This window comes from Acaricomes phytoseiuli DSM 14247, assembly GCF_000376245.1.
Taxonomy (GTDB): Bacteria; Actinomycetota; Actinomycetes; order Actinomycetales; family Micrococcaceae; genus Renibacterium; species Renibacterium phytoseiuli.
Map to the genome: position 1 here is coordinate 70,908 of NZ_AQXM01000063.1, position 13,993 is coordinate 84,900.

General features: G+C 62.1%; 13 protein-coding genes and 1 pseudogene. 11 read left to right on the plus strand and 3 right to left on the minus strand.

Annotation, left to right across the window (positions count from 1 at the left end; all coding sequences use genetic code 11):
• Positions 1-109 precede the first annotated feature (109 nt).
• The 4 genes from C501_RS13255 (at position 110) to C501_RS0110355 (ending at position 6,961) form a co-directional block, all read left to right on the plus strand.
• Entirely contained in the window at positions 110-1,183 is a 1,074-nt protein-coding gene (locus C501_RS13255) for a lytic transglycosylase domain-containing protein (protein WP_169332134.1), read from the plus strand.
• Positions 1,184-1,267: 84 nt separating this feature from the next.
• On the plus strand, positions 1,268-2,215 hold the full coding sequence (dapA, locus tag C501_RS0110345) for a 4-hydroxy-tetrahydrodipicolinate synthase (protein WP_018135553.1): 948 nt from the start codon (positions 1,268-1,270) through the stop codon (positions 2,213-2,215).
• Complete coding sequence (locus C501_RS0110350; protein WP_026174824.1) at positions 2,212-3,903, plus strand: ribonuclease J; 1,692 nt, start codon at positions 2,212-2,214, stop codon at positions 3,901-3,903. The genes dapA and C501_RS0110350 overlap by 4 nt, the downstream gene beginning before the upstream one ends.
• A gap of 151 nt (positions 3,904-4,054) precedes the next feature.
• On the plus strand, positions 4,055-6,961 hold the full coding sequence (locus C501_RS0110355; RefSeq protein ID WP_026174825.1) for an FtsK/SpoIIIE family DNA translocase: 2,907 nt from the start codon (positions 4,055-4,057) through the stop codon (positions 6,959-6,961).
• Between the two features lie 40 nt (positions 6,962-7,001).
• On the opposite strand, the gene C501_RS13260 is transcribed toward C501_RS0110355, so the two are convergent.
• A complete protein-coding gene (locus tag C501_RS13260) occupies positions 7,002-7,634 on the minus strand; it encodes an SDR family NAD(P)-dependent oxidoreductase (RefSeq protein ID WP_342662538.1) in 633 nt (210 codons plus the stop codon).
• A 76-nt stretch (positions 7,635-7,710) separates the two neighbouring features.
• Positions 7,711-7,827 (minus strand): annotated as a pseudogene (locus C501_RS14775) (3-oxoacyl-ACP reductase); the annotation flags it as partial.
• Positions 7,828-8,050: 223 nt separating this feature from the next.
• Here C501_RS14775 and pgsA point away from each other — a divergent pair.
• The 3 genes from pgsA (at position 8,051) to C501_RS0110375 (ending at position 9,731) form a co-directional block, all read left to right on the plus strand.
• Positions 8,051-8,632 carry a CDP-diacylglycerol--glycerol-3-phosphate 3-phosphatidyltransferase gene (pgsA, locus tag C501_RS0110365; protein WP_026174826.1) on the plus strand — a complete coding sequence of 194 codons (582 nt, stop codon included), beginning with the start codon at positions 8,051-8,053 and terminating at the stop codon, positions 8,630-8,632.
• The gene (locus tag C501_RS0110370) at positions 8,629-9,135 is read left to right on the plus strand and encodes a CinA family protein (RefSeq protein ID WP_018135559.1); all 507 of its coding nucleotides are present in this window, start codon (positions 8,629-8,631) and stop codon (positions 9,133-9,135) included. Before pgsA ends, C501_RS0110370 begins: the two co-directional genes overlap by 4 nt.
• A 149-nt stretch (positions 9,136-9,284) precedes the next feature.
• Positions 9,285-9,731: a helix-turn-helix domain-containing protein gene (locus tag C501_RS0110375; RefSeq protein ID WP_018135560.1), complete on the plus strand. Its 447-nt coding sequence runs from the start codon at positions 9,285-9,287 to the stop codon at positions 9,729-9,731.
• 49 nt (positions 9,732-9,780) lie between these two features.
• Here C501_RS0110375 and C501_RS0110380 read toward each other — a convergent pair whose 3' ends face one another.
• Positions 9,781-10,335, minus strand: a complete 555-nt coding sequence (locus C501_RS0110380) for a MarR family winged helix-turn-helix transcriptional regulator (RefSeq protein WP_018135561.1) — start codon at positions 10,333-10,335, stop codon at positions 9,781-9,783.
• Positions 10,336-10,462: 127 nt separating this feature from the next.
• On the opposite strand from C501_RS0110380, the gene C501_RS0110385 reads away from it, so the two are divergent.
• The 4 genes from C501_RS0110385 (at position 10,463) to C501_RS0110400 (ending at position 13,955) form a co-directional block, all read left to right on the plus strand.
• Entirely contained in the window at positions 10,463-10,702 is a 240-nt protein-coding gene (locus tag C501_RS0110385) for a DUF3046 domain-containing protein (protein WP_018135562.1), read from the plus strand.
• A gap of 293 nt (positions 10,703-10,995) precedes the next feature.
• Positions 10,996-12,057, plus strand: a complete 1,062-nt coding sequence (gene recA / locus C501_RS0110390; protein WP_018135563.1) for a recombinase RecA — start codon at positions 10,996-10,998, stop codon at positions 12,055-12,057.
• Positions 12,058-12,061: 4 nt separating this feature from the next.
• The gene (locus tag C501_RS0110395) at positions 12,062-12,580 is read left to right on the plus strand and encodes a regulatory protein RecX (RefSeq protein ID WP_018135564.1); all 519 of its coding nucleotides are present in this window, start codon (positions 12,062-12,064) and stop codon (positions 12,578-12,580) included.
• A 127-nt stretch (positions 12,581-12,707) separates the two neighbouring features.
• Entirely contained in the window at positions 12,708-13,955 is a 1,248-nt protein-coding gene (locus C501_RS0110400; RefSeq protein WP_245532465.1) for a coiled-coil domain-containing protein, read from the plus strand.
• The last annotated feature ends 38 nt before the right edge of the window (positions 13,956-13,993 follow it).

The following is a 13,993-nucleotide window of genomic DNA, read 5'->3' on the forward strand; positions in this document are numbered from 1 at the left end:
CTCGATGGAGCTGAAGACCTCGAGCGCACCGAAGAAAATATGGCGAAGCAGAGGCAGAGGATACCGAGGTTTCGGCCCCCCGATACTAGCCCTGGGACTGGCCAGCGCCTTGGCGATCGGTTCTTTCTCCGCGAGCACCGCGCTGTCCCTGACGCCATCGCAGGATCACGTACAGGCCAAGGGACAGCCTCCGGCGGCACAGTCCGAAGGCGCCGTGGTATGGCGTGCCGCTCAGGCCTCCGTGGTCGTTTCCGGAGGCCTGGCAGGAGACGATCTGGCGAAAATCGGGGTCAGCTCCAGCTGGATCAATGTCAGCTCAGCCAGCCAGGGGCTGACCGAACCCGATCCGGCCTGGCTCGCCGAAACCTCCAGAATCACCGGGATTCCCGCTCGTCCTCTGAGAGCTTATTGGGGAGCAGCGGCGACCCTGGCCAGGACTCAGCCTGGTTGTCAGCTGGGCTGGCCGACCCTCGCGGGAATCGGTCTGGTGGAATCGAATCACAGCCGCTTCCAGGGCTCGGCGCTGGATGAGAACGGTGTAGCGCAGCCCGCGATTCTGGGCCCGGTGCTCAATGGAGAAGGATTTGCGGGGATTCGCGATACCGACGGCGGGCGTCTTGACGGCGATCGGGACTGGGATCGGGCTATGGGCCCGATGCAGTTCATCCCTTCTACCTGGGCCCGCTGGGGGACGGATGCCAATGCCGATGGCAAAGCTGATCCGCAGAACATCGACGATGCGGTGATCAGCGCTGCCCGCTATCTCTGCGCGAGCGGGATGTCGATGGCAAGCTCAGAGGGCTGGATGCAAGCAGTGCTCTCCTACAACCACTCGGTCGAGTACACTCGCTCGGTCCGCTCCGCGGCAGACAGGTACGCGAGCCTCACCGGTGAACCGAACGCCCCGGCCGAACCGCCGTTGAGCAGCGAGGACACCAGAGAGGGAGGTCGCGGGGAATCTCCGGATCCTGCTGAAAAAGATCAGCCGCAGCCGGAATCGCCGCAGCCCGATTCACCCAAGCCTGAGTCACCCAAGCCTGAGTCGCCCAAGCCTGCGGAACCAGAGCCGACGGCTCCCGCGCCGGAGCCCTCATCTCCTCCGGCTTCATCAGCACCCCCGAAGCTCTCGGTGTCACCCACGCCTTCGGCATCGATGACGCCCTCGAACGTCCCGGAGCTGTGATCAGGGGCTTGTAATCATGTAACAGAGTCTGCGCTCAGTTGCCGGGCTGCCCAGTCTTCAAGCGGCAGAGGGTAGGCTGAGCTTATGGATACTCCATCACGCGATCAGCCCTTCGGCAGTCTCTCGGTCGCGATGGTCACTCCTTTCGCTTCTGACGGCACGGTTGATCCAGAACGCGCCGCGGCGCTCGCGGTTCATCTGGTCGATTCCGGATGTGACGGACTCGTGGTCACGGGTACTACCGGGGAGACCTCCACACTGACCGATGAAGAGAACGTCACAATGTTCCGCGCCGTGGTGGAGGCCGTCGGTGGCCGGGCCCGGATCGTCGCCGGAACCGGAAGCAATGACACCGCGCACAGCATCTCGCTATCGAAACGCGCGCAGCAGGCCGGGGCGGATGGGCTGCTGCTCGTCACGCCGTATTACAACAAACCAAGCCAAGCAGGTCTGCAGGCGCACTTCACCGCCATCGCGGATGCCACGGAACTGCCGATCATGCTCTATGACATCCCTGGCAGATCCGGCGTGCCGATCGCCACGGAAACGATTCTCCGGCTCGCGGAGCACCCCCGAATTCTGGCGCTCAAGGATGCCAAAGCCGACTACACCGCGACGACGCGGGTGCTTTCCGCGACTGATCTCGCCGTCTATTCCGGTGACGACGGACTGACTCTGCCGCTGATGGCCGCCGGCGCTGTCGGAGTTGTCAGCGTTACCGCGCAGATCGCGCCCCGCCGTTTCCGAGAGCTCGTCGATGCGGCATTCGCCGGGGACTTCAGCACGGCGCGGCAGGCGCATTTCGACCTGGACCCGCTCATCCGCGCGGTCATGACTCATCTGCAGGGTGCGGTTGCAGCGAAGCAGATCCTGCACTGGCAAGGCCTGCTTCCGGAACCGGGAGTCCGTTTACCGCTGGTCACGCCGACCGCTCAGGAGCTCGAGCCCGTGCTTGCGGACCTTGCCGAGGCGGCTCGTTCACTTGACCTTGACTTTGATCTGAAAGATCTGAAACAGGAGGTTCTGCCATGACCCAGACTGCTCAACCCGGATTGCATACGCCACCGTCACTGGAGCCCGGGACTCTGCGCGTAGTCCCACTTGGTGGCCTCGGCGAGGTTGGCCGCAATATGACGGTCTTCGAGATCGACGGCAAGATCCTGATCGTTGACGCCGGTGTGCTCTTCCCGGACGAGACCCAGCCCGGCGTCGACCTGATCCTTCCCGATTTCTCTTATCTGGAGGGGCGGTTCGATGACATCGTGGCCATCGTGCTCACTCACGGTCACGAAGACCATATCGGTGCCGTGCCCTATCTGCTCCGGAGGCGCCAGGATATTCCCCTGATCGGTTCTCAGCTGACTCTGGCACTCATCGAAGCGAAGCTCGCGGAGCACCGGATCAAGCCTTTCAGTATGACCGTCGAAGAAGGCCGGATAGAGCAGCTGGGGCCCTTCGAGTGCGAATTCGTGGCGGTGAACCACTCCATTCCGGACGCCCTGGCGGTTTTCCTCCGCACCGCGGGCGGCACGGTACTGCACACCGGCGACTTCAAGATGGATCAGCTGCCGCTGGACGGTCGGATCACCGATTTGCGGGCTTTCGCCAGACTCGGCGAAGAAGGCATCGACCTTTTCATGGTGGATTCCACCAACGCCGATGTGCCCGGTTTCACCACCGCCGAACGGGAGATCGGCCCCACCCTGGACAGGCTCTTCGGCCAGGCGGAGAAGCGCATCATCGTCGCATCGTTCTCCTCGCATGTGCACCGGGTCCAGCAGGTTCTCGATGCCGCTGCGGCTCACGGGCGCAAAGTCGCCTTCGTCGGCCGCTCCATGGTGCGCAATATGGGCATCGCCGCGGAACTGGGTTACCTACACGTACCGGATAACACCCTGGTGGACCTCAAGAACATCGAAAAGCTCCCCGACTCCGAGGTGGTGCTGATGTCCACCGGATCCCAGGGCGAGCCGATGGCTGCGCTCTCCCGGATGGCCAATGGCGATCACCGGGTCCAGGTGGGCACGGGGGACACCGTGATCCTGGCGTCCTCGCTCATCCCCGGAAACGAGAACGCGGTGTTCCGCGTGATCAACGGGTTGCTCAAGCTCGGCGCCGATGTGATCCACAAGGGCAATGCCAAGGTACACGTCTCCGGCCACGCTGCGGCAGGGGAGCTGCTGTACTGCTACAACATCCTGAAACCGCGCAATGTGATGCCGGTGCACGGGGAGACTCGGCATCTGATCGCCAATGGCAAGCTCGCAGAGCTGGCCGGGGTGCCTCCGCAGCACATCATCCTCGCGGATGACGGCACCGTGGTGGACCTCAAAGACCATGACGCCAAGATCGTCGGCCAAGTGGAATGCGGTCTGGTCTACGTGGACGGCTCGAGCGTGGGCGAAGTGACCGAAACCGATCTCAAGGACCGCAGGATCCTGAGCGAAGAAGGCTTCATCTCCATCGTGACCGTGGTCAACCAGACCACGGGGAAGATCGTCTCCGGCCCGGAGATCCAGGCGCGCGGCGTCGCCGAGGACCCCAGCGTCTTCGAGGAGATCGTGCCGAAGATCGCCGAGACCCTCGAAGAAGCTGTCACCACCTCGAAAGAGCATACGAACTACCAGCTGCAGCAGGTGGTCCGCCGGGTAGTGGGCACCTGGGCGAGTCGGAAGCTGCGCCGCCGCCCGATGATCATCCCCCTGGTGCTAGAGGTCTAGCTCAAACCCATCACTTGGGAGCAGTTGAGCACGGTATTGGCTTGCTGCACTGTGCCTAACTGCTCCCAAGTGCAACATGTTCTTGGCGCTGACGCCTCGGTTCAACTGCCAAATCCCCGGTTTCGCAGCTTTCCGGCGGTACCGTAGGAATATGGCGACTCGAACTTCCCCCGTGCGCCCTTCCTCCGGCCGCGCCCAGAACTCCCCGGGTAAATCACCCTCCGGGAAATCAACGGGCAAAGCCAAGGGCAAGGCAGCAGTTCCTCCGGCAGAGCCCCAACTGGCCTGGCCGTTGCGGGCTATTTCCGGTGCCTGGCAGTCCCTGGCCCATCTGGTTGGCGGTGGTGTCCGCAGAATCGGTCACGATGTCTCCGAGATCGAGCCCGAGGACCGTCGGGATGGCAGCGCGCTGTTCCTCCTTCTCCTGAGTATCGGCATCGCGACCTTCGAGTGGTGGGGTCTGCAGGGCTGGTTCGCCGATACCGTGCACGGCGTGGTCGACGGTACCCTGGGCTGGATGGGCCTGGTGATCCCGGTGATGCTGCTGATCTGCGCGATCCGTCAGTTCCGCGCACCGCAGCGCGTCCGCGACAACAACCGGGTGGCCATCGGATTCTCCGTGATGACGGTCGCCGGCTGCGGTATCGCCCATATCGTCGGCGGCCAGCCGAATCTGGCCAGCGGATTCGAAGGTGTCAGCCAGGCGGGTGGAACCATCGGCTTCCTCGTGGCGACCCCGCTTGCCGTACTCACGCCCTGGCTGGCGGTTCTGGTCTATTCCGTGCTGCTGTTCCTGAGCGTTCTGATCGTCACAGCGACCCCGGTACACGCCATTCCTTCCCGGCTGGGGGGCCTCTACGAGCATCTCACCGGCCAGGATTCCTTCTCGGGGCAGGAATCCGGCTCCGGGCACGACCAGAGCTACCTTTATGACCGCGATGACGCAGCTGCGGCTAAACCCAAGCGCAGAAGCTTCTTCCGAGGTAAGGGCCGCTCCACGGAGCAGTCCCCGGATGCAGAGAGCTTCACCGGCGATGAAGCCTATGAGCATGCCATCATCAGCGGCGAGGAGAACGACCCCGCGCAGACCGCTCCGACGCTAGCGCTTAATCCGAGTGCCGCCGTGCCGCCGGGAGTGCGCCGACCGACTAAAGCGGAGCTCGAAGCAGAGAAGCTCAAGGCAGCCCAAGGCCTCTCCGCAGCCGGGAGCCCGGCTGACCTCGTGACCGAGGCCATTGGCATGGTGACCGCCAACCCGGTGGCCCCGCAGCCCCCGGTGGATTTTGAGCCCCTGCCGCAGCGCTCTGAGCAGCTTTCGCTCGCGGGCGATGTGACCTACACGCTCCCGACCTCGGAACTGCTCACCGCGGGCACGCCGCCCAAGGACCGCTCCGAGGCCAATGACGCGGTTGTCGCAGCGTTGACCGAAGTGCTCAACCAGTTCAAGGTCGATGCCCAGGTCACCGGGTTCTCCCGGGGGCCGACGGTCACCCGGTACGAGATCGAACTCGGCCCCGGAACCAAGGTGGAGCGGGTCACCGCGCTCAGCAAGAACATCGCCTATGCGGTGGCCAGTGCCGATGTGCGGATCCTCTCGCCGATCCCGGGCAAATCGGCGATCGGCATCGAGATCCCGAATGCTGATAAGGAGATCGTCTCCTTGGGCGACGTGCTCCGCTCGCAGAACGCCCGGCGCACCGAGCACCCCATGGTGATGGGCGTGGGCAAAGACGTCGAAGGCGGCTTCGTCGTGGCGAATCTGGCCAAGATGCCGCATATGCTCGTCGCGGGTGCTACCGGTGCCGGTAAGTCCTCCTTTGTGAACTCGATGATCACCTCGATCCTGATGCGGTCCACCCCGGATGAGGTGCGCATGGTCATGGTGGACCCCAAGCGCGTCGAGCTGACCGCTTACGAAGGGGTTCCGCATCTGATCACCCCGATCATCACCAACCCCAAAAAGGCCGCAGAGGCGCTGCAGTGGGTAGTGCGGGAGATGGATACCCGGTACGACGACCTGTCCAATTTCGGGTACAAGCACATCGACGATTTCAACAAGGCCGTGCGCGCCGGGAAAGTCCAGCTTCCGCCCGACTCCAAGCGAGTGCTCAAGCCGTACCCGTATTTGCTGGTGATCGTCGATGAACTCGCGGACCTCATGATGGTCGCTCCGCGGGACGTCGAGGATTCGATCGTCCGGATCACCCAGCTGGCCCGTGCCGCAGGTATCCACCTGGTGCTCGCGACGCAGCGTCCCTCGGTAGATGTTGTCACCGGCCTGATCAAGGCCAACGTCCCTTCCCGGATGGCTTTTGCGACCTCATCGGTTACCGATTCTCGGGTGGTCTTGGATCAGCCCGGCGCGGAGAAGCTGCTCGGTCAGGGCGATGCGCTCTTCCTGCCGATGGGTGCCTCCAAACCGTTGCGCGTTCAGGGTGCTTGGGTCAACGAATCCGAGATCCGTCAGGTCGTCGATCATGTCAAGGGCCAGCTCCAGGCGGTATACCGCGAAGACGTCGCGGTTGAAGCGCCCAAGAAGCAGATCGATGAGGAGATCGGCGATGACATGGACGTGCTGCTGCAGGCGACGGAGCTGGTGATCACCACTCAGTTCGGCTCGACCTCGATGCTGCAGCGTAAGCTCCGGGTGGGGTTCGCCAAGGCGGGCCGGCTCATGGACCTGCTGGAATCCCGCGGTGTCGTCGGGCCCTCCGAGGGTTCCAAAGCCCGGGATGTGTTGGTCAAGCCCGATGACCTCGCCGCGACACTGGCCGCGATCCGCGGGGATGCTCCGCCTGTTGCGCCGGATGCTACTACCGCGGCTCTGGCCGATAACGCGAATGTCAATCAGGGCTTCGCTGAGCAGAGCCAGTACAGTCCGTCAGTTCAGGCTGTAGCTGCTATCACCGCGGATGAGCCAGTGACCCAGGCCATTCCGATCACTGGCTATCCGCAGGACGCGGTAGCAGCTGATCTGGCGTCCCGACAGCAGGCTGTGGATTATGGCGATTCCGACGAAGGAGAGGGAGAGGACGCCTGGCAGCTCACCGGACGCTAGTCGTGCTCGCCCCTTCTTCCTAACGCCTTATCGCTGCGCTTTATCGCGCTGTCCGCTGACCGCTGACCGCTGTCGGCATCTGGGGTTCCTTGCGCCCCACGAAGGAATCCATGGTGTTGTAGATACCGAAGACCCGGTCTGCCAGGAAATCCCATGCGCGTACCGGCAGCACCCCTTTGAGGGCTTTGCCCAGCTGAGTAGTCCACGGCATGATCACATAAGGCTTACCGGCTTTCATGGCCGTCCAGACGGTATTCGTCACCTCTTCCGGGGTCAGCAGCCGGGTGAGCAGGATTTTGCCGACTCCCTTGAACATGCCGGTGGAAATATAGTTGGGGCACACCGTGGTGGTCTTGATGCGACCGTTGCCGGTCTTCTCCAGTTCCAGGCGCAAGGAGTCGCTCCAGCCCACGACGGCCCACTTCGACGAGGAGTAGACGCTCATCCGAGGGTTGGAGACCAGGCCGCCGGCGGAGGCGATGTTCACAATGCGTCGGTCGTCCGGGGACTCCAGCATCGCGGGCAAGAAGGCTCTGGTGATATGCATCGGAGCGAGCGCGTTGATGCGCATGATCAGCTCGATATCGAGGTCGTGGGCGTGCTCCCAGAAGTATTTTCCCCGCGCGATACCCGCGTTGTTGATCAGTAGATGCGGCGGGCCGGCCTCGGCCAGGACTGATGCCGCAGCTTTTTTTGATCTCTTCCATCGAGCTCACATCGACGACCTGCTGGATGACCCGTCGTGCCCCGGCAGCCTTGAGTTCGGTCGCGGCCTGCTCGAGCAGCCCGGCGTTGATATCCCAGAGGACGATGGTTCCGGCCCCCTCACGCGCCGCGAGCTGGGCGTAGATCCGGCCCATTCCCATGGCAGCTCCGGTGATCAGAACGACAGCGTCTTGTATCTTCACGGGTCCTCCTCCTTCGCAGGTGCTTCCAGGTTACTGTTCGGTAGCTTCTAAGGGAACCGTTTTCTTCAGCGGTTCCGAAAAGTCTGCTCGGCCGAAGGAAGCTAGGCTAGAAGATGTGAGCGAACAGCAGACCGGCCCTGCGGGTACCAGCAGCAGTGGCGAGGGTGAGACGGGCGGTGGTCTGGCCTGCGCCAAAGTGCCTGCACTGAATATCGCCAACGCGCTGACCGTACTGCGAGTCGTGTTGGTGCCTGTTTTCATCTTATTCTTCCTGGCGGACGAGGGGGAAGGCGGTGGCTGGCGGTGGGCTGCGGTTCTGGTTTTCGCAGTGGCGATATATACGGACAAACTCGATGGGGACCTGGCTCGTAGCCGGGGGCTCATCACCGATTTCGGTAAAATCGCAGATCCGATAGCGGATAAGCTGCTGATCGGCTCAGCGCTTATCGCGCTGAGCCTGCTGGGTGAAGTCCCCTGGTGGATGACTGTGGTCATTCTGGTGCGCGAAGTGGGAATCACTGCCATGCGCTTCGTGGTGATCCGGAAGCAGGTGATCCCCGCATCCCGCGGAGGCAAGATCAAGACCGTGATCCAGACCGCAGCGATCATGCTCGCCTTACTTCCCCTGACCACCCTCTGGCCTGCGTGGTCAGTGCTGGTCTTCTTCGTGATGCTCGCCGCCACCGTAATCACGGTCATTACGGGGTTCGATTATTTTCTTCAGTTTTTCCGGGCTCGTCCTACTGGACGCGAAGGCCGATGACTCGCAGGACAGAGGCTCAGTCGGATTCCGCCGCTGACCTCATTACCGAACTGATCGCGCAGGAGCTGACCGTCGCCACCGCTGAATCCCTCACCGGTGGGGGGCTCGCCGCGAGATTGGTCGATGTTCCCGGGGCGTCGGTAGCCTATCTGGGGTCGGTGGTGGCTTATCAGAATCGGCTCAAGACCGCTCTGCTCGGCGTGCCGGCAGAACTTCTGGAGCGTCACGGTTCAGTGAGCGCTCAGACCGCGGCTGCCATGGCTCAGGGGGTTCAGCGAAGCACCGGTGCCTGCTCGGCCATCGCCACGACGGGAGCCGCCGGGCCGCAGGCCCATGACGGACGTCCACCGGGGACGGTTTTTATAGCGGTGCTGCTGGACGGCTGGGCCTCGGTTTGCGAGTATCGGTTCTCGGGGGATAGGTCCGAGGTCAGAGCGGCTAGCGTTGAAGCGGCATTGGCCCTCGCCCTGGACTCGATCCGATCCGGCCGGCCCGGGCGATGAAGGTCTCACAGCTTCTTCTCGGAAAGCGTCGGGAACAAAGCTGTATGGCTATGAGTTATTGACTATGTCAACCGCAGTGAGTGTGCCATCTGTAGGATGGGGACAGCACAGACCTCGAATGAGGTTAGGAATAAGGAGTAACGATAGCGATGACTAAGCAGCCCGTATCCATCAACGGCGTGGTCCGCTGGCGGGATGTGGGTTTGGCAGACGAGGCCAAAGTGGCTCCCGGAGCGCAGAAGAAGATGGTGGTGCTTCGCCACGAAATTGGGGACGTTTTGCGAGACCTGCGCCAACGCCAGGGCCGTACGCTGCGTGAAGTTTCACATAATGCTCGGGTGTCTCTCGGCTATCTGAGCGAAGTCGAACGTGGTCAGAAAGAAGCATCCTCAGAGCTGCTCTCCTCGATCTGCTCCGCGTTGGACGTTCCGCTTTCACTGATGCTGCGCGAAGTCAGCGACCGGCTGGCGGTAGCCGAAGGGCTGGCGATCCCAGATACTCTTCCGCAGGATTTCGCCGCACGGTATGGCCGTAGCCTCAGCACTGATCTGGAAGACGGGTTGGGCCAGGGGTTCCCGGCACCCGCGTATAACTGAGTACTTTCTGCACTGAACTAACCAGAAACTAGCCAGAAGGGCCTTGTAATCAGGGCCCTTCTGCTTTGGGCGGGACGAAGCTGTCATTGAAAACGGTCAGAAGTCGGGCGAACTCCTGCACGTCGGCTGCCGGCCACGCTTCGAGCCTGGCGTCCAGGACTTTCTTGCGCGCGGCTTGCACTTTGCGGATCTGACGCCTGCCTTTGGCGCTGAGTATGATCAGCTGGGCCCGACGGTCCGCAGGGTCGATGGTTTTCGTCACCAGCTCGATGCTTTCTAGGACACTGATCTGCCGGCTGAGCGACGGCTTTCCGACGCCGATACTGCCAGCGAGGTCGGTCAAGCGGAGCGGCCCCTCCCGGTCGAGGAGCACCAGCAGGCCGTAGGCCGCCGACTCCAGGTCCGGATGCACCGATTGAGCGAGTTGCTGGGAAACGGCCCTGGCGCGTCGCCAGAGCAGACTGAGCTGGGCTTCTGCGGCTTCCACCGCGGCGTGGTCAACCGGATCGCCGAGTTGGCTCGGTGCGGTTTCGAGGTTTTTTGAGCGCTGACTCTGTCCGCGAGCGGGTCGGGACTTCTGACGGCCTCGAAGCGGATTAGTCATTGGACCATTCTAGTGGCTACCAGCGCTGCGTGCTGCTGCAGGTAAGGATTCTGGGTGGTCTGCGGCAGGGGATTGAGATAATGATAGAAGCAAGCCCGAGCAGGGCTGGATGGGATGGGTGACAGGGATGCGGCATAGCGAATTCTGGCGTTTGATGAACGAGGAGTTCGGCGTCAGCTATGCCCGTTCCGTCGGGTCCGATATCGTACTCTCCGCCCTTGACGGGCATACTGCGGTGCAGGCGCTGGAAGCCGGTTACTCACCGCGTATCGTGTGGAACGCGGTCTGCGATGTGCAGGGGATACCCGCGGGCCGCCGGCTGGGGCGAGACGTCAAACCTGGTCCCAGTCGGGGTTCTGCTGGCTAAAATCCTGAGCTATCTCAAGGCTGTCTAAAGACTGAAGACACGCCGCAGCGTCATTCGAATATTTGTTCGGTTGTCGATACACTCGTAGCAGAGAACATAGCCGGAAGAGCCCTGCCAGACACACTGCCGAAGGCTTTGGAGAAGATCCGAAAATCACGGAGTGCATCCACATCGACAAGGGGTGTCGTGAAAATGTCGGTGGCGGCATCTAGTGTCATGACTCAGCGGCTGATACTAGTGCTAGTACCAGCTGTTCTGAGAATTATCCGATCGAATTCGTCGAGGAGTCAGTAATGCCAGCAGCACCGGACCGGGAGAAAGCGCTCGAAGCAGCTCTTGCCCAGATCGATAAGCAGTTCGGCAAAGGCTCGGTGATGCGCTTGGGGGATGATATCCGGGCGCCTATCGAGACCATTCCCACAGGATCCATCGCGTTGGATGTGGCCCTCGGCATCGGAGGCTTGCCCCGCGGCAGGGTCGTCGAGATCTATGGGCCGGAATCCTCCGGTAAAACCACTGTCGCCCTGCATGCGGTGGCCGGCGCTCAGCGCAATGGCGGCATAGCCGCCTTCATTGACGCCGAGCACGCTCTTGACCCCGATTACGCTGCGAAGCTCGGCGTCGATGTTGACGCCTTGCTGGTGTCTCAGCCGGATACCGGTGAGCAGGCGCTGGAGATCATGGACATGCTCGTGGGCTCGGGATCGCTCGACATCATCGTGATCGACTCGGTGGCCGCACTTGTGCCGCGTGCCGAAATTGAAGGGGAGATGGGCGACAGCCACGTCGGGCTCCAGGCTCGACTCATGAGCCAGGCCCTGCGGAAGATCACGGGCCGGTTGAACCAGACGAAGACCACGGCGATCTTCATCAACCAGCTCCGGGAGAAGATCGGCGTCTTCTTCGGCAGCCCGGAGACGACTACGGGTGGTAAAGCCCTCAAGTTCTATGCCTCCGTCCGTATCGACGTCCGTCGGATCCAGACGCTCAAGGAGGGCGCTGATTCGGTAGGCAACCGGACCAAGGCGAAAATCGTCAAGAACAAGATGGCCCCGCCTTTCAAGCAGGCGGAGTTCGATATCCTTTACGGGCAGGGTATCTCCCGAGAGGGTGGCATCATCGACCTGGGCGTTGAGCAGGGGATCATCAAGAAATCGGGTTCCTGGTTCACTTACGACGGTGATCAGCTGGGCCAGGGCATGGAGAACTCCCGGCGTTTCCTCAAGGATAATCCGGAGCTCGCAGCTGAGCTGGAGCGTCTGATCAAAGAGAAGCTCGGTGTGGGTGTGAAGCCGCTCGCCGAGACCGATGATGAAGCGCCCGAAACAGCTTTGCGAGCGGTCGAAGGCGGCTGAGTCGATGGGCCAGCAGGAAGCCAATTCTGAGCAGGATCCGGAATCCGCTGCCCGGGCGATTCTGCTCCGTCAGCTGACTGACGGGCCTAAAACCAGGGCCCAACTGGAACGAAATCTTGCGGCCAAGAAGATCCCGGAAGCGGTCGCTGAAAAAGTGCTCGACCGTTTCGAAGAAGTTCAGCTTGTCGATGACGCCCAGTTCGCCCGTGACTGGGTTCGTTCGCGGGCTCAGCATCGAGGTTTGGCCCGTCACGCTCTGCGCAGGGAGCTGATGCAGAAGGGTGTACCGGAGCAGGATGCTGAGGCTGCTCTCGCGGAGGTCGATGGTGCAGCCGAACGGGAGCGCGGAGTGCTTTTGGTGCAGCGGAAGCTGCGGCCCGGAATCGATTGGGCTGATACTGCAGAACGTGAGAAGCAGCTTCGCCGGCTGACTTCCATGCTGGTGCGCAAAGGCTATAACCCCGGCTCCGCTTTCGGGATCGTTCAAGAAGTACTGCAGGAACAGCAGAACGCTGACGCATAACTGAAAACCGCACTATTGCAGGGCAGTCTCTCCTATCGTATGGTCTCCTCTGGGCACGTGACCAAATGTGGGTTACTCTATGACGGTCATGTTCAAGTTGTTAACTGGTGTGAAAATTGTGACCCCTGTGGCATTGGTGACAGGGATCCTCGTGGTACCCGGTTTAGTTGGCATCCCTGCCTATGCCGAGGACGTACCCCCTAGCGGATTCCCCAGCTGGGCAGAGGTGCAGGCGGCAAAAGACAATGAGGCGGATACCGCTGCTCAAGTCCAGAAGATCACGGGTCTGCTGGGCGAACTCTCTTCCCGTTCCGAACAGCTAGGTACCGCGGCGGTGAATGCCGGTGAGACGTATGCCGCTAATCAACAGGCCTTGGATCAAGCTGTTTCCCGCAGCGAGGTGCTTGCGGAACAGGAGCAGCGTGCCGCCGAAGAAGCGGTTAAGCTCCGCTCGGAGGCCGGAGCCCTCGCCGCGCAGATGTACAAGAACGGCGGCAGCGGCCTGGGCGTCATGGCCTCACTCGCGGATCTGCAGCAACCCGATGCTTTGCAGCAGGCAGGTCTAATGGGGGTCGTGAGTGATAATGCCGCGAAACTGCTAGGGCGCTCCGAAGTGGCGGAGAAGTACCTCACCTCGCTCAAGGACCAGCAGCAGCAGAGTATGGCAGAGCGAGAACGGCTTACCGCTGAAACCAAGGACTCCCTCGACAGCGTCTCCGCAGCACAGCGTGCTGCCGAAGCAGAGGTCTCCCAGCAGCAGCAGAACAGCGATACGCTCAAAGCGCAGCTCGCCTCTCTCACCAACACCACTGTCGATACTGAGAACAAGTACCAGCAAGGCGTTGAAGCGCAGCGCGCCTATCAGGCAGTGCAGCAGGCCAAAGAGGCTGCCGCGGCCCAGGCCAGGGCTACTGCCGCCGAGAACGCGCGGCAGGCAGCGCAGCGAGAGGCGCAGAACAACCGCGGCAGCGGAAACGTCGTCGCGCCGCTCGCACCCCAGCCGCCGGGGCCGCAACCACCGCCCGTAGTGGTTCCTCCCGTGACTCCGCCATCGGGTGGTGCTGTCAATGACCCTGCGGGAGCGCAAGCTTACGCCTCGGCCAGCCTGGGTTCCTTTGGCTGGGGCCAGGATCAGTTCTCTTGTCTCGTCTCTCTCTGGACTCGGGAGTCCAATTGGCTGACGACCGCGACCAATCCTTCAAGCGGCGCTTACGGGATTCCGCAGTCGCTTCCCGCCGGAAAAATGGCTGATGCCGGTGCGGACTGGCTGACCAATTACCGGACGCAGGTCAACTGGGGTCTGAACTACATCAAAGGCCGTTACGGCTCCCCTTGTGCGGCTTGGGGGCATTCCCAGTCTGTCGGTTGGTACTGACGGTATCGATTCAAGCCCCTTCCCGGTTGATGGCTTCC